This is a genomic window from uncultured Bacteroides sp. (assembly GCF_902491285.1).
GTDB lineage: Bacteria > Bacteroidota > Bacteroidia > Bacteroidales > Bacteroidaceae > Bacteroides.
Map to the genome: position 1 here is coordinate 13,178 of NZ_CABUHK010000045.1, position 17,481 is coordinate 30,658.

The following is a 17,481-nucleotide window of genomic DNA, read 5'->3' on the forward strand; positions in this document are numbered from 1 at the left end:
TTATTCCTTTCTGGTTAATTAATATTGGAATTTCACACTAAACCCGATGCTACGTACACTTGGTTGCATAAAATAATCAAACCCTTGATAATATGTACCCGTAGAAGCAGATAACTCCGGATCAAAAGGTGCCTTATTATGGAACATGAATAGATTTTTGCCAATGAGCGACACTGTCAGATTTTGTATCTGGTTACCAAACCATTTTGTCGGGAAAGTATATCCTAAAGTCGCTTCTCTAAGCCGTACATTCGTCATACTATAGACGTAGTTTGACAGGACTCCGGTCGAGCCATTACCGAGCACATTATAATAATCTTTTGCAGTCACCCGACCGCTATTAAGGTTTACTCCACCATTATCACGTGCCATAGCCGATGTTTTAGAAGTTCCATAATAATCCATCTTAGCTTGTGTAGCCGAAACACCTACTCCACCGATACGAGCATCAATCAGGAAACTAAGATTAATTCCTTTCCAACTAAAACTGTTGTTCCATCCCCAATTGAATCGGGGTGCCGCACTACCGGCTTTTATCCAAGTGTTCGGATCAGCTTCAATAGCACCAGTATTCGCGTCAACTTTGATATTGCCCAAATAGTCCATCTTCAACCCTGTCACATAAATATCACTCAAAGTACCACCCTCTTTCACTATCATTTTATAGCTTCCTTGTGGATTGAAAGGTTCTATCTCTGTAATAGAAATTGGTTCTCCTGTAATTGGATTGGTAGCACCACCAGGCAACAGATAGACAACCTTATTACGATTCATTGTGAAAGTCAGATTTGAATTCCATTTCACAGGCCCAAGATCGGTATTGATACCCAAACGAGCCTCAATTCCCCAGTTGTTTACCTTACCGCCATTCAGCATATAATCACCGTAACCTGTACTTGGCGGCATAGTATAATTAATAAACTGGTTGTAGGTATTACTATTATAATAGGTAAGATCAATATTCAGCAAATTCTGAAACATTTTCAGGTTCATACCTACCTCTACCGATTTTGTACGTTCAGGTTTCAGGTCAGGATTCAATAATCTTGAAGAGGTATTGATAACACCATCTTTTATAGTATATGTAGGCATCGTAATCTGTCGCATCGGAGGATTACCAACTTCACTATATGAAGCTCTGACTTTTAAAAAGGAGATATATGCTTTTGACAAATCAACAATCTCACTAACAACTGCCGATACCCCTACCGACGGATAAAAGAACCCGCTTCTCTCATTATCAGTATTAGCGAGAGTAGAGAACCAGTCATTACGGGCAGTCAAATCCAGATATGCCCAACTCTTATATCCTAGTTGGAAAGTTGCAAACACGGCCTGATTATTATCTATATATCCGCCCTGTTCGGCCTTAGTATTTGCACCATTCTTACTTATATTGTTAAAAGAGAAAAAGTTAGGAACACTCGCCAGATGCCCTTCATAATTCGTCATTTCATAGGTTTGATGATTGAAACTGGCACCTAGGTTTGCTGTAATTCCCCAATTCTCCCAACGCTTGTTAACTTGGGCCATAACATCACCGTAGGTATTTTTATATCCCGACTTCATGTTCATATAATTACCATACTCTGATGCAAACAATTGGTCGGAAGAGGCCGCAATTTTACGTTCATAGGTGTCATTGCTATTATCTATACGCATACGGCCAACAACATTCATCCAGTCAAACACCTTATAATTCAAATTTGCCGAGAACATATAACGTGATTTATGATTACTCATATTCTCACGATTTACAATCCAATACGGATTTTCGATTGCCATTCCCTGATTACCATAAGGCCAGTATTGCACATCATAATATTTCTCACTATTATAACGTTCATATACTTTATACTTATTCAAATCATCCCCTCTGGGCATAAGGTATAACGCCACAAGAGGATTATGGTACTGCCCCTGAGACATCATATTATTGTCATTGGTGATCACATAAGAAGCACTCATGTCCAATGTCAATTTATCTTTTATTAATTCAGTGGTATTACGCAAGGTAAAATTATACCGATTATAAGTATTATTAGGTATAATACCGCGCGCATTAGTCGATGCTGCTGAAAAATAAGTCTGATTGCGGTCATTACCTGCGGACAAACCTAACGAGTTCGTTTCTGTGAACCCTGTTTGAAAGAAATCTTTAGGTTCCCATGTGGCATCCTTTTTAACTCCCCAACTGGCAAATTCACCTTCCACCGATCCATAAGTTGTCTGAAATTCAGGCATTACCAACGGACTCATAAACTGAGTATCGTTGGAGTAATTAATTCTCAATTTCCCTTCTTCTCCTTTTTTTGTTGTAATCAGCACAACACCATTGGCCCCCTGCGAACCATAAAGAGCTGCAGCAGCCGCACCCGTCAATACGGACATTGACTCGATATCATCCGGATTTATACTGGAAATCCCATCACTATCTCCTCCATCGGCATTCTCATAAAAGCTTTTTTCCTGATTAGAACGCATAGAAGCCATCGGAATACCGTCAATTACATATAAAGCATTGTTGTCATTCGTTATAGATTTCAAACCACGCATCACAACACGGGTGGAACCACCAATACCGGACGCACTTTGATTAATAGTCACACCGGCAATCTTACCTGCCAGGCTATTCATGAAGCTAGCATCCTTTACAGTAGTAAGATCGGCAGCTTTCATTTCTTGTACATTATAGGTCAATGATTTTACTTCGCGTTTGATACCCAAAGCAGTAACGACCACCTCATCCAACACTTCATTATCCGGACGCATAGTTATACTATAAAAATCCTTTCCGGAAACGGCTATTAACTGAGTGGCATATCCAATATAAGATACTTTCAAAGTAGAATTAGCCAAAGCTGACATAGAAAAATTTCCATCCAAATCGGTGATGGTACCAGTATTAGTACCATCCACTGCTACATTCACGCCAATCAAAGGTTCTCCCTTCTCATCAACAATTTTTCCTTTTACAGTCTTTGTAGTCTGAGAATTCGTTTCCTTTTTCTCAGGAACAATCATAATGTATTTATCGGTCAATTTATAAGAAAAGCCTGTTCCTTTCAAGATTGTTTTTAAGGCAGCCTCTAACGGTTGGTTTACTATATTCAAAGATAATTGTCGTTTATCTGAAAGTTGAGACTGATTATAAGCAACAGATAATTTAGATTGTTTTTCAACTTCGATTAATGCATTCTGTAATGTGATTTCTGCATTCTTTATAGTAATACGGATATTACTTTGGGCAAATACTGCAGTTTGCAATATAAACAAACAGCAAATAATTAGTGTACTTTTAGCTGTTTTTAGATATAAATTCATATCTTCGTAGCGTTTTTAGTGTTAAACTCATAATATTAATTCCATCAAAAACTTAGTATTCTATTTTTTTAATACTAAAAAACTTATTTCATATCCGGAACCTGGCGGCATCCTCGTTCCGGATACTTTTTTACATAATGATATATTTTAAGGTTAAACAATCACGTTTCTTATTCTATTCTACAGTTTTCATATAGCAAATATTCTTATCGATTTTGTAAGTGAACTTTCCTGTTACTTCTTTCATCACCTCCATCACTTCTCCAATATCCGTATTCTTGTTAAAGCTAAAATTATATTCATCGTCAGTAAACAAACTCGTATTATATTGGAAAGTAATGTCAAAGCGCCTTTCCAAAGTCAACAGAATCTCTTCCATTGTACTTCCACGAAATATAATCTGTCCTCTCTGCCAAGCTGTAACATCTTCCAAATTAGCGTCTGCTATTTTACTTTGGGCTGTCTTTCGATTATAAACGACCTGCTGACCCGGCCTCAAAATATAAGAATTATCCGACTGTTCATAGCCGACTTTTACCTTACCCTGAATCAAAGTAGCAACAATCTCCGGATCTTCAGGATAAGCAGCCACATTAAATTCAGTCCCCAAAGCCGTAACAGACATATTTGCAGATCGTACAATAAAGGGCTTATCCGGATTCTTCTTAACCTTAAAATCAGCTTCCCCTATTAGGTAAACAGTACGGGTATCTCCTTTAAAAGCATCCGGATAGAGCAACAATGTACCAGAGTTCACATGTACCCGGCTACCATCCGGTAATTCGAACTCATGTGTTTTTCCATCAGGAATATATTGTTCGATCATTGCAACCGCTTTCTCTTTAAATGTATTCTTTGTTAACCAAAATGTACCAGACACTGATACAACAAACACAGCGACTGCTGCCGCATATTTCCAAGGAAACAACCGATATTGCTTTTTAGTGCCGGCAGATACTCCGACTTTATGATATACATTCTCTAAAGAAGTCCATGTGCCTGCATCAACTTTTCCTTCTGTTTCGTTCCATAATGTATTCAATGCAGCATCTTTTTCGTCAGCATGTTCTTCATCCACTAACCATTGATGTACTTCTTTGGTTACATTCTCACTATGCTCGGAAGCAGTGAATACATTGATAATTTTTTGAATATAATTCTTCATTTTAGATTTGCCTTATATAATATAGACAACTTGCTAAAACGGACTACTCAACTGAAATAGAAAAAAAATGCAATTAAGATGACTTTTTTTAATTCTTGTAGTGCAAGGTAGATGTGGCGCTCCACTGTACGAATAGAAAGTTGCAGTCTATCAGCAATTTCCTGATTACTCATTCCGTCTTGCCGGCTCATAGAGAAAACCTTTCTACGTTGCTCCGGCATATTATCTAAAGAAAGTTTTATCAGAAGCTGTAGTTCCTTTGCATAAAGCTTGTCGTATATATCAAATTCAAAAGAAGGAGAATCTTCCTGCAACAGCTTCTCCTGATAACTAAGTTCTACGGACTGATGCTTCAAAAAGTTATAGATCTGATTACGAGCCATCGTATAGATATAATTATCCCATGTTTCTTTGTTTTCCCAGATTTCCGGATTATCCCACAGTTTGACAAATATATCCTGAGCAATATCTTCAGCATCTTCTTCCGAACGCAAAATCTTCCATGCAAAAGCTTTTACCTTCGGAAAAGTAAGAATGAAAAATTGCTCGAATTTCTTCTTCTTTTCTTGTTCACCAATATGTGTCATCAGAGATTTTCGGTTATTATCGTTTTTAACGAAGCCCAAAAATAGAAGCTTTTGCACAAAAAAACAAATAATAGCAATAATAAAAGTTACTTTTGATATCCATCAACTGGCTGACACGAGAAAAGTACTATTTCACAGAAATAGAATCTTTCAATCTGATATCATCCGAAGAACAACCAATCATTATCCGGAACATTCCAGGCTCAACAACTGTCTCCAGATTCTGATTGACAATGGATAGTTCATCTTTTGTCAAGATGAAAGTAATTGTTTTCCCCTCTCCTTTCTTTAAATGGAAACGTTCAAAGTGTTTCAACTGCTTCATCGGTTGGACAACTGATGCATATTCATCTCTTATATAAAGTTGCGCAACTTCTTCGCCATCATACTTTCCCGTATTCTTCACTTTAAATGAGACTTCAAAAGAATATGGTGCTTTCTGTGTTATCTGTAAATCGGAATATTCAAAAGTGGTATAACTCAATCCATAACCGAAAGAATATAACGGAGTAGCTGACATCTCTACATAATCATGATTTTGAGGAGCTTTCTTATTATAATATATAGGTATTTGTCCAACCGAACGAGGTACGGTGATGGGCAAGCGACCTGCCGGATTATAATCTCCAAACAAGACATCGGCTATGGCATTTCCACCTTCCTGTCCGGGATAGTAAGCCGTTAAAAGCGCATCGGCATATTCTGAAGCCCAATTCTTTTCTAATGGGCGACCTTCGATATAAATCACAATCAAAGGTTTTCCCGTCTGTTTCAAAGCATGCAATAATTCTTGTTGCCCGCCAAGTAATGATAAAGTAGCACGGTCGAATCCTTCCCCACATTCCATATCGCTGATACTGCCCTTTCCGGTGACTGCCGCCCCTGTCTCTTTATAACTTGTCTTGAAATCACGGGCACTGGACCCGCCCACTACTGCAATGACAACCTCAGAACGGCGGGCAGCCTCAACAGCTTGCTCTATTTCATTCACAGCGGTATCACGGATAGCGCAGCCTTTCACATATTCTACACGCGAAGGAGATAGCTTGGCCATCACCCCGTCAAGCACAGTTTTCACATTACTATCTTCCTGAGGAGCGGTATAGTCCCCTAACATATTGTACCGATTATCAGCATTAGGGCCAATAACCGTTACCTTATTTATTTTCTTACTTAAAGGTAGAACAGAGTTTTTATTTTTGAGAAGTGTAATGGAAGCCTGTGCTATTCTACGCGCCAAACCGATGTGCTCTTTACTGCGTACTGTCCTTGCAGCAATCTTCGGTTCCACATAAGGATGCTCAAACAACCCCATTTCAAACTTCATTCGTAATACACGGCATACCGCTGTATCAATCACCATCCTATCAATTTGTCCGGTTTGAACAGCATGACAAAGATGAGTATAAGCCTCTCCACCCAAATCAACATCTACCCCTGCCAAAATAGCTTGTATTGCGGCATTTTCTTTTGTCGGAGCCACAAAATGACTTTCGTGAATCCCTTCAATACTATATAAATCGGAAACCACAAAACCACGGAATTTCCATTCATTACGCAATAACTGAGTCAACAGATAATGGTTCGACGTGCAAGGGATACCATCTATTGAATTATACGAAGTCATTACAGACAACGCTCCTGCATCTATTGCCTTACGAAAAGGCGGAAGAAAATTTTGATGTAAATCCCGAAGACCGACTGACGCATAATTACCGTTCTGACCGCTTTCCGGTACAGCATACGCCAAGAAATGCTTCAAAGTAGCTATGGTAGCATATTCCTGTGACAAGTCACCACCACCTAACCCAGCAACCATGGCAGCTCCCAACGCGCTACTCAGCACAGGGTCTTCTCCAAATGTTTCTTCTACACGCGACCAACGAGGATCCCGACTTAAATCAAGCACAGGTCCATAACTGATATGCCCTCCCTGAGAACGAATTTCTTTAGCAACAGCGTTTCCTACTTCTTTGATAAGTTCCGGAGACCACGATGCCGCCATTCCTATACCGGTAGGAAAAACAGTAGTTCCAATAGCCATATGCCCATGAGGGGCTTCTTCCGCCAGAAATATCGGAATCCCCAGACGGGTATTCTCCATCACATATTTCTGCAATGCATTTCCCGCTTTAGCAGCAAGTTTCGGATTGAGTCCGTTCTCCAATGTCTTCCTCGTCCACGGGTCTGCACGATAAGTCGCCCAAAGCATTCCTGCATTTCTTTCTTTGACAAGTTGCTTGAACTTCCCGGAAGGATAAACTTCATTTCCCTGTATCTCGTACATTTCCCAGCCCAGAGGACAAAGTAACTGACCGACCTTTTCTTCTAATGTCATACGGGAAAGTAAATCCGCAACCCTCGTCTCCGTAGACAAAGCCGGATTCTTATAAGGTAAAGAAGAAGTCTGAGCAACAGACAGAGTAGTTACTACTAATACTAATATCAGAAGATTTAATCGGTGCGCCATAATACAAGATGTTATTATATTCATTTCTTTGTTACAAATGTTAGTTTTTAGTGTTTGCAATCATCTACTTTACCCTAGTATTTTCCTTCAAACACAATAGTATATACAGGACGCTGCACATCATTTGTTATAATTTTCACTTTGGCATCTAAAGAATGTTCCAATAAAGAGGGATTCAAATCAAATAAAATATCCAAAGTTTCATTTTGCTTTAACACCAGCTCTTTTTTGATATTTGTTGCAATATACTTAGGAGATTCTATTTTACGTATAATAAGAGGTTTCTTCCCTTCATTAGTTATCTTCGCCTTTTTTTGAATAGGCTCTTTCGTAAGAATCTTGCCCAAATTGAAATAAGATTGTGAACATTTGATTCGAGGAGCAGTCAATGTACTCACATTTCGCATATCATCAATCACTATACCAAAAACTCTTACAGGAGAAGAAGCCTGTACGGAATTTATCAGAAATCTTATTTTATCATTAAATGTTCCATAAAAGCCTTTTAAGGGAGAAGCTGTTATCTTTATAGTTGCAAAAGAATGTCCCCGAAGGGTTAATGGCATAGATACTTCCAAACATCCACTCTTATCCGATATAAAATGAGATAACTTTACTGTTGCGGCTGAACGATTATACAATTTTATTTCCAACTGTTGCGGGTTTCCATTTTGTTGTAACTGATTATACGATAAAGTCAGTTTATCAGCCATAATCTCCGGTGATAAAGAATAAGGGTATTCTTCCTCTATACTATTAGTTATATGAATGGTTCCTTTGATCTTTAAAATATTGATACTCTGTCCGGAGTTACAGACCACTCGTATATTCTTCGAAATATAACTCGTTTGTCCCTTAGGATCAAAAGTGATTGTAACTGCACCTGTTTTTCCCGGCATGACCGGTCGTTTGCTATATGCAGGAATTGCACATCCACAAGTAGATACCACTTCTTCAATCACAATTGGCGAAGTATGGATATTTGTAAAATGAAAAGTATGTGTCACCTTGCCCTTTGTCTCAGAAATACGCCCGAAGTCCCAAGTCGCATTATCAAAATGCAACACAGTTTTTCCCTGCCCGGCAAATGTCTCGACAAAAAAACAGCCCCAAAATACAACCAATAGCAAACATCTCACTTCCATTCCTTAACTTTATATAGTATTGGGAGTCACTCCCTATCCAAGCAACTCCCAACACAAAATCAGATTCTATTTTTCAGGTAAATTATTAAATTCCGCATTCCAAACGATATTGGCAGCTTCGGAGAAAGACAAATCTCGACCATTTCCAGAACTATCTTTCAATGTATTCCCTTTTCCTTCATCCATCTTCCAATACCCATATAAATCAGAAGCAGACGGAGAGGTTACCGTACGCAGATTTGCTTTTACCTCTTCTGCTGTCAGACATTTTTTCCACATACGAATATCAGCAATCAAACCATCAAAATACATACTTGAACTTGTATTACCAAATTGAATACCCGTCAAAGTATATCCCACCTGGAATCTTTGTGAGGAAGTAGGGCCATAACGTTTCGTTGGCTTGGCTGAAGCAACCTCCTCTCCGTTAAAGTAGAGCCGATAAGCAATTTCCGTATTTTGTCCGGTCTTCGTCCCGTCACAAGTAACCGTTACTCTGACCCACTGATTGGTCGGTAGATTGATACCCTGATTAGCCAAAGTCAAATCACATTGCCGATTGCCAATATTGGACGCTCCGGTTGCCCCAGTTACACGAAGTTCACAACCACCAAAAGCTTCATCTTTATTATTGGAATCCTTCCCACACCATGTACCTATATAATTGGTTCCACTATGCCAGCTATACGGATATATAAGCACTTCAAAAGTATGCGTATTCTCATCGATTGTAACGACCTCATTATTAGCGAAACTTAATGTAGTATACATATCTTTTGAGTAAGTGCTCATTTTCAATCCCGGTATATAATCCAGTTCACCGTCAATATTAATTGTGAAATAAGCGACCGAACGAGTATCCGTTGCAAATTCTCCGACACAAGTTTCATCTATTTCAGCAACAATAGGAAGAAGATACTCCTCTCCACCTACCAAACCATATAATGAAGCAAATTTCACAGACAGTGCGTTTGACTCTTGCTCGCCTGTTTTAATTACCACATTTTTAGCCTGCAATTCATATACAAATGAAGGCATCATCTTATAAGACGTATTGTGCTCTGCATTATATGTATCCACTAAATTTTCATCAACAGAAATGCTGCACAATAAAGGTGTAGAAGCCGGCTTATCCAGTTTTACCGTATAATCATAAATAAAACTCCCCTCATTCAATATTTCCCTATAATCAACAGCCACAGGTCCCATATCCGACTGAGGCATTTCAATTACCGGAAGTTCCATGGTAATATCATCATCATCCGAACAGGCAGTAAAGCCCAACCCTCCTAATAATACAATCAAAAGGAGAGATAATCTATCTATCTTGGTTTTCATTTTCATAATGTCTATTCATTAATCTATGGTTTACTCTATACATTTATTCGTATCGTCATACGTCCAATCAATCGTTATGCCATTTTTGTAGCTTATATCCCGCTTAGAAGGTGACAAATCATAAAAAATGGTTCCTTCGCCTTCATTCATTCTCCAATAAGATAACAAACCATTGGTAGAAGGATCTACACCACACACATTTGCCTTGATCTCACGAGCAGACAAAGGACGATTCCAAAGCCGCATTTCACTCAGACGTCCGTAAAACAATTGCGATGACTGATAACCACTTGAAGGCATTCCTATCTGTACGCCATACAGCGCATATTCATAAGGAGATACTGTTATTGAATTATCTTTCTCCCCATTAATATATAATGTCAAAGTATTACCATCGTTCACCAAAGCCACCGCATACCAAGTGTTCAAGGCAAAACGAGTATTAGAAGACATCTTTCCCTGCTTAGTCGTTACATGCAGTTGGTTCGGGTCATCCGTTCCCTCACCGAAACGGAGCAGATTCTGGTCGCACTTGAAACCACCGTCATCAATAGCCCCGCCTTCTACCGAGGATTCATTTCCACCAAAAGAACAGACACGGGTAGTACCGGAAGCTCCGGAAGAACGGAATTGAGTAGCATAAATCTTCACTTCCCATGTATAAGTAGGCAATGAAGGAATAGGATCCGGAAGTAAAAACTGGTAAGCCATAGCAGCCTGCCCCACATAGGGAGCATAGAAACGTAATGTTCGAGACACTTTCAGGAAAATAGTCCGCCCAGACTCTATAATATCCAGCCCACCTGTTGCACTTTTTATTGTAACCGGTATCAGATAAACACGCCCAGGTACGAAATCCGTATCATCATTAATGGAGAGAGAAGCTGTTGAAGAAACTGCTTGCCCCGCCGATATAACGACATTCTGATTTTCCAGTTTATAAGAGTTGTCCGGAATAGGATAATAATTAGTACCCATTTCCGCATTATAGCTGTCCACCAAATTCTTATCCACAGCCAACTCCACCTGCACATCCGACTCTACACGAGAAGTCGAAGTCACGGAAACAGCATAGATAGAAGGAAATCCGTCAATAGCAAACTTCACTAAACGGTCAGAACTGGTTCCGGTCATCAACAGTCCGTCACCTCGTTGAGCCGCTTCCTGACATCCTCCCAACACCAAAAATAAAACTCCAATAGCAAGAGCAAAGAGTGTTCTTATTGTATTTTTCATCGTTTTCATTTTTATCATGTATTAATCATACAAACAATTATTTACCTGCCGGATTCTGTTCCTGAATACCACGTCTAAGACTGTAATATGGAATAGCCACTTTTTCTTTATCCCCAATAGATTGATTTGTAGGCCGAGTAGTATTATATTCATACTCAAAGTAATATCCTCCAAATCCACCTTTCCGTCCCTGTATCGGATTCCAACGAGCCATGCCAATCACCGAGTATAACGGATTTCCCCATGAGTCAACCGTATTTCCATCGGCCTCCGTAAACTTTACTCCGCCATTCTCCCAGTACCAGCCCATCTGTTCTGTGGCAACAAACTTTCCGGGCGGACACCAGTTACTAAGTCCGTCATATTTTGACTGTAACGTCTGGGCTGAACTACTTGTATAACATTGTCTTACAAAATAGTCAACATAAGGTTCTGTTTCAGCAGGCGGTACTTGATTGTAGAAATCAACTATCAAAAGCTTGCCTGTTCCAGACTGTGGCCCAAAGTAATTGCCTAATACCTTGATAAATTTTGTAAAGTTAGCATTCTGCAACCAATCGCCTTCCGGTTCATAGTCCAAATCCAGTCCGTCCAGGTCATTACGCAATACACATCTCACAAGATGCATGGCATAGGCTTCAATACCCGCATCCGTTTTAGGAAACTCCGTATTTGCAATCCGGCAAATCGTACACATCACCACTCTTGTTCCTTTCACTTTACGGATATAATTCATCTCTTCATAAGCGGTGGGCAAATAACGTTCATTATATTGACTTGTCTCCACATAAGCCGGATTATTGGAAGGAATACTCGACCACAAACTTACAATATCCAGACTATCCGGCAATCCGGTGAAATGAAGTCCTGCCGATGGAGATGCTTCTGATGTATAACCGGCATACCAACCGAAACAAATAGCATGATCCGACTTTTTATATTCACGCAGATTCTGAAAATACTCTTCACTATATGCATTCTCTTTCTGAATGATTTCCGGTTCTATGTCAGTATCACAGGCTCCCACAGCAAATGCCAGAAACCATATCAACATAATATATATATAATTTTTATTCATATCCAACATGATTTTAAATGACTATTATTTTTTTGCGTCCCACCATAACTTAACACCAGGATTGTCTACACCGCCCAACAAAGTAATACCCTTATTCAGTTCCACCTGATTCGTATTATATTCTGATTCAGGATAAGGCAATCTTCGAATCTGTATATCCGTATCGACGCAACCGCCGTTACTTTCATTTACAACCACCGGGAATACCCTAGGATATCCGGTACGGCGGAACTCCGTCCATGCCTCTTGTCCTACGGGATAAAGAGCGATATATTTCTGAGTAATGATTTGCTCCAGATTCTCATCAAAGTCAGCAGACGTTTTCCATGCAATCGGAATGCTACCCAAAGCATCCTTTGAATGACCGGAATTGACCGGATCTTCATATTTAGCCGGAACATATCCTTGCTCCGAGGTCCTTGCCAGATATGAATCCACATCGGACGCACTGTGCTCATCAAAAGACATTCGGATGCCCTCTTCATAATACCTCCGGGCATCATCATTCGTTCCCCACCGCAAAGCATATTCCGCAAGTAGGAAATAAGACTCGGACGCACGCATCCAGACAACATTGGAAGTAGCCGTCGCTTTAGGAGTAGAGAATAAGCCGGTAGTATAATCCGCTTTTTTCGTATCCTTAGACAAACCGGCTCTTATCCCTCTATATTTTCCGTCGGTAGCTGCATCAAAAAAGGAAGAGCGACGCGGGTCCTGATATCCGTTCATATAAGAATCAATAGTTGCTCCCATACAAATATCATCCCAACCTTTAATGATATACAACGGACTTTCATAATTGGCTATTGGAGTGATATGTTGCAATTCCGCTATATCATTCTTTGCCTCCATCAGCCCGTAACTATTACCGATAGCCAGATCTGCTTCTGATTTTGCTTTTTCTTCATCAGCATAAACAATATGCATAGCCAAACGTAAACGCAAGGAGTTTGCAAACTTCACCCACATCTTCACATCACCGTTAAACACGCAATCCCATGAAGAAAACACCTTACTTCCGGATGCGGCATAACTGTCCAAATTCTTTATAGCATCATCCAGTTCTTCAAAAAAACGGTAGTAAACATCCTTCTGCGAGTCATAAGGTACTTCTTTGGATATTCCAAAATTCAAGTAAGGAATAGGTCCATAAGTATCCGTTACCCGGTGCATAGCCGCAACTTTCAGGATCTGCGCCATAGCAAAACGCGGGTCCGCATCATCGTCAACCGCTTTTCTCATCTCACGCCAAGCATTCATGGTGGTCAGATAATTGGTGGTGAACATATCGCCATACCAACTCCTTTTATCCCAATTGTACCGACCGGCCGAATTGATAGAGGATGAGGGAAAGCCGAAATAACCGACAAAACCATCCCCGCCCATTACTTCTACCGTTTGATACCTATCGGTACCGATACTTAGTCCCGGTTGTGCCACAACTAATACGTTCTGTTCCATCTGCAACAAAAGAGAACCAGTCCTCACATTGTCCCAGTCGGTCATTTCTTCAGTTGCCTCATTTGGATTGGTATTGTACTCCAGAAAATTATTCGTGCAACCTGCATTTATCATAGCTACTCCGACAAGTAGATATAAACTCCTTACTTTAAAAAATTCACGTATGCTCATCATCATTTTTTTTAAAGGTTATCCAATTAAAAAGAAATCTTTGCGGAAAATCCCATAGACCTCAAACTGGGCTGCATGAAATAATCCATTCCCTGATTGTAAGTTCCCGTACTTGCCGTAGATTCCGGATCAAACGGCGCTTTGCAATAAAGCATCCATAAGTTGCGGCCGACAAATGAAACGTTTAGTCCTGAAATCCATTTGCACCATTTCTTTATAGGGATGTCATATCCTACGGTCAGTTCTCCTAAACGAACATTTGTCATGCTATATACATACATGGAACCTACATATCCAATCCCGTTGGCACCAATAGTCTGATACCATGTTTGCGCATCAATCATCTGTCCGTTAATCTTCACGCCACCATTATCTCTGGCTGTTGCCGATGTTGCGGATACTCCATAATAATCCATGACGGCTTGAGTCGCAGAAACTCCGACACCGCCCACACGGGCATTCAACATAAAGCCGAGACTTAGACCTTTCCAATTAAACTCATTTCTCCAACTTAATGTATATTTCGGATTCGTATTGCCTGCATAGACATAATTATTTTTATCCGTTTCCAATGCTCCTGTCATGGAGTTTATCCAGATTTGTCCATGTTCATCAGTCCTCATTGTGTTCACATATACGTCTCCCATAGAACCACCCACGGTTAAACGTTGCTTGGCTCCTCCCAAAGAGTAGACATCCATTTCATCCAAGTGTACAGTTACACCTAGCTCCTCATTCGTATATTCGGGGAGCAATTGGTCTATACGGTTTCTGTTCAATGACCATAACAGAGTAGTTTTCCAGTCTACCGGCCCTATGTTCTGTTTAAATCCGAGTGACAGTTCAATACCTTTATTCGTCACTTTACCCGCATTTACATACAATTTGGAATATCCGGTTGTAGTAGAGATTTCCGGGCTGAACAGTTGATTCTCCGTATATGTTTTATAAGCGGTTACGTCCAACGTCAATTTGTTATTGAAAAAACCTAAGTTGAAACCACCTTCCCATGAATGGGTTCTTTCCGGCTCCAAGTCTGTGATCGGGAAATAAGAGGTTGTATTCAATCCGCCCATTACCGAATAAGTGGTGATAGCCTTGAATCTTTCCGGAGCATTACCCACTTCACTATAAGAAAGACGAATCTTGGCATATGAAAGTAGTTCCGATTTCTTTGCAAACATATTGGTCAGGATAGCAGACGCACCGATAGAAGGATATAATATACCCGAGTGATTTGTTCCGGCCAGAGCAGATATCCAGTCATTACGCAACGAACCGTCCAGATAGACCATTCCTTTATAGCCCAACGAGAATGTTCCGAATAAAGAATTTGTGCGATCATGATAATTGGCATTCTTATAGGTCAACTTATTCGATACATCCACATTGTTTGATGTAAACAAATTCGGTATAGTCAGCAAGCCACCGCCGAAATTAAGTTCTTTATAATCCAGGTCAAGTAAGCTGACACCGACAGATGCCGTCAAATTCCAAATATCATGATAAAAATATTTATTGATATTCACCATTGCATCTGCATAAATCTGCGTAGTGTTCCTGTTCGTTTGCACATACGATCCTTTATCAGAGTTTTCGGAAATCACGTTCAATGTAGAAGCATACATTTTCTTTTCCACATTGACCGCTTCTCTATCTAATTTTACACGACCTGATACATTCAGCCAATCCGTCAAGGTATATTTCAAAGAAGCGCTTGTCAGGAAACGGTCTTTCTTATTGGTGTACATATTACGATTCGTAATCCAATAGGGATTCTGCATAGATAATCCATTTTCCTTCAACGGCCAGAACTGTGTCTGGATATTACGGTCTACATCATAGCGTTCATAATACTGGTATTTTGAGAAATCGTCTCCACGCGGAAACAAATAAACCGGCACCAACGGATTGGCATATTCTCCTTGCGCAAGCATATTCTGTTCTTTCACATTCGAATACATAAAACTCAGATCCATATCTAATTTATCATTCAACATGGAAGTTGTATTGCGAACTGAAAAATTATATCTGTCGAGATCATTGTTCTGGATGATACCGCGGGCATTCACCGAACCAATGGAAACATACGTCTGGTTCTTCTGCGTGCCGGTAGTCAGGCTCACTGTGTTGGCAACATTATAACCCGTCTGAAAGAAATCTTTAACATCATAATCAGATGGATTAGATAATTTAGAAGCCCAGCTATACCACTCTCCTGTTTCCGACCCGTACGTATTCTGAAATTCGGGAGTAATAAACGGAGAATAGAATGTCGTATTGTTACTGTAAGTCAGTCTCGTCCTGTCAACTGCCCCTTTTTTGGTAGTAATAAGTACTACACCATTTGCAGCAGCCGAGCCGTACAACGCAGCAGCAGCGGAACCGCTAAGGACCGAAATAGACTCGATATCATCAGCATTGAAATTGGCCAATCCGTCGCCGGACTGTCCTGCCCCGGTATACTGGTCGCTGGGTTGTTCGCCTGAAATATTTGCCAATGGCACACCGTCCACCACATAAAGCGCATTGTTATTACCGGATATAGACTTCGTACCACGCATCACAACGCGGGCTCCACCACCGATGCCGGCTGCACTTGAATTAATATTCACCCCTGCCACCTTACCGGCCAGACTATTCATCACATTCATATCCTTCACCTTAGTCACTTCATCGCCACTAATTTGCTGAACATTATATGTTAACGATTTCGACTCACGCTTAATACCCAAAGCAGTTACGACAACTTCATTCAAAACCTTTGTATCTTCTGTCATTACAATAGACAACGGTTTATTATCAGTAACTTTAATCTCCTGCGATGCATATCCGATATAGGAGACTTCCAATGTTGCACCTTTCTTAGTCTGAAGGGTGAATTTACCGTCAAGATCAGTGATTGCCCCCGTACTAGTTCCCTTCACTTTCACATTTACACCAATCAGGGGATCACCTTTTGAATCCAGAACTACCCCTTTTATCAGTAATTCAGGTTCTTGCTCCGTTACATTCAATTTATTGGTGGACAGGATAATCTGTTTATCAACTACCGTATAAGTAACATCTGTTCCTTTAAAAATATCATCAAGAATATCAAGAATCTTACCGGAGTTATTCTTTACGGAGATGATACGATCCTTTTGAATCGTCTTATCATTGTAAAGAAAAACATAGTCGGAAGTTTCTTCTATTTTGTTCAGTACCTGTTCGACAGATACATTGGCCATGGAAATAGCAACCCGCGTACGCTGGGCATAGCTATTTTCAGCAGAAAGTTGTAAAACTACTGCAAAAAGTAGTGCTAGACTAATCCTCATAACTAAAGGAAGTTTTAGATTTAAAGCATATTTAGGACATAATGCAATAAATGAATGATTTTTTTTCATACATTTGCGGTTAACTAGAGTTTATTACTAAAATGGACTATGGTTCGATTCCGGATAGCGTTTACGAGACCCTGTACCGTGAATCTTGAAAAATCGAGGGGAAGACAGCTGTTGGTA

Annotated in this window: 10 protein-coding genes; all 10 read right to left on the reverse strand. The window is 40.0% G+C overall.

Annotated elements, in window-relative coordinates:
- Positions 1–18: 18 nt before the first annotated feature.
- The 10 genes from RDN93_RS12720 to RDN93_RS12765 all read right to left on the reverse strand — a co-directional run bounded on the left by RDN93_RS12720 (position 19) and on the right by RDN93_RS12765 (position 17,295).
- Entirely contained in the window at positions 19–3,324 is a 3,306-nt protein-coding gene (locus RDN93_RS12720) for a TonB-dependent receptor (RefSeq protein WP_308745882.1), read from the reverse strand.
- Between the two features lie 175 nt (positions 3,325–3,499).
- On the reverse strand, positions 3,500–4,489 hold the full coding sequence (locus RDN93_RS12725) for a FecR domain-containing protein (protein WP_308745883.1): 990 nt from the start codon (positions 4,487–4,489) through the stop codon (positions 3,500–3,502).
- 47 nt (positions 4,490–4,536) lie between these two features.
- Positions 4,537–5,076 carry an RNA polymerase sigma-70 factor gene (locus RDN93_RS12730; RefSeq protein ID WP_308745884.1) on the reverse strand — a complete coding sequence of 180 codons (540 nt, stop codon included), beginning with the start codon at positions 5,074–5,076 and terminating at the stop codon, positions 4,537–4,539.
- A 127-nt stretch (positions 5,077–5,203) separates the two neighbouring features.
- Positions 5,204–7,546, reverse strand: a complete 2,343-nt coding sequence (locus RDN93_RS12735; protein ID WP_308745885.1) for a glycoside hydrolase family 3 N-terminal domain-containing protein — start codon at positions 7,544–7,546, stop codon at positions 5,204–5,206.
- Between the two features lie 74 nt (positions 7,547–7,620).
- Positions 7,621–8,613, reverse strand: a complete 993-nt coding sequence (locus tag RDN93_RS12740) for a DUF1573 domain-containing protein (protein ID WP_308745886.1) — start codon at positions 8,611–8,613, stop codon at positions 7,621–7,623.
- A gap of 144 nt (positions 8,614–8,757) precedes the next feature.
- Entirely contained in the window at positions 8,758–10,029 is a 1,272-nt protein-coding gene (locus RDN93_RS12745; protein ID WP_308745887.1) for a DUF1735 and LamG domain-containing protein, read from the reverse strand.
- Positions 10,030–10,059: 30 nt separating this feature from the next.
- Complete coding sequence (locus RDN93_RS12750) at positions 10,060–11,265, reverse strand: DUF1735 and LamG domain-containing protein (RefSeq protein ID WP_308745888.1); 1,206 nt, start codon at positions 11,263–11,265, stop codon at positions 10,060–10,062.
- A gap of 37 nt (positions 11,266–11,302) precedes the next feature.
- On the reverse strand, positions 11,303–12,343 hold the full coding sequence (locus RDN93_RS12755) for an endo-beta-N-acetylglucosaminidase family protein (RefSeq protein ID WP_308745889.1): 1,041 nt from the start codon (positions 12,341–12,343) through the stop codon (positions 11,303–11,305).
- Positions 12,344–12,367: 24 nt separating this feature from the next.
- Entirely contained in the window at positions 12,368–13,981 is a 1,614-nt protein-coding gene (locus RDN93_RS12760) for a SusD/RagB family nutrient-binding outer membrane lipoprotein (protein WP_308745890.1), read from the reverse strand.
- Positions 13,982–14,001: 20 nt separating this feature from the next.
- On the reverse strand, positions 14,002–17,295 hold the full coding sequence (locus RDN93_RS12765) for a SusC/RagA family TonB-linked outer membrane protein (RefSeq protein ID WP_308745891.1): 3,294 nt from the start codon (positions 17,293–17,295) through the stop codon (positions 14,002–14,004).
- Between the last annotated feature and the right edge of the window lie 186 nt (positions 17,296–17,481).

Bases quoted from the DNA above. Each gene is read 5' to 3' on its own strand.
- RDN93_RS12720 (WP_308745882.1), bottom strand. From the start codon at position 3,324: ATGAATTTATATCTAAAAACAGCTAAAAGTACACTAATTATTTGCTGT.
- RDN93_RS12725 (WP_308745883.1), bottom strand. From the start codon at position 4,489: ATGAAGAATTATATTCAAAAAATTATCAATGTATTCACTGCTTCCGAG.
- RDN93_RS12730 (WP_308745884.1), bottom strand. From the start codon at position 5,076: ATGACACATATTGGTGAACAAGAAAAGAAGAAGAAATTCGAGCAATTT.
- RDN93_RS12735 (WP_308745885.1), bottom strand. From the start codon at position 7,546: ATGGCGCACCGATTAAATCTTCTGATATTAGTATTAGTAGTAACTACT.
- RDN93_RS12745 (WP_308745887.1), bottom strand. From the start codon at position 10,029: ATGAAAACCAAGATAGATAGATTATCTCTCCTTTTGATTGTATTATTA.
- RDN93_RS12750 (WP_308745888.1), bottom strand. From the start codon at position 11,265: ATGAAAAATACAATAAGAACACTCTTTGCTCTTGCTATTGGAGTTTTA.
- RDN93_RS12755 (WP_308745889.1), bottom strand. From the start codon at position 12,343: ATGAATAAAAATTATATATATATTATGTTGATATGGTTTCTGGCATTT.
- RDN93_RS12760 (WP_308745890.1), bottom strand. From the start codon at position 13,981: ATGATGATGAGCATACGTGAATTTTTTAAAGTAAGGAGTTTATATCTA.
- RDN93_RS12765 (WP_308745891.1), bottom strand. From the start codon at position 17,295: ATGAGGATTAGTCTAGCACTACTTTTTGCAGTAGTTTTACAACTTTCT.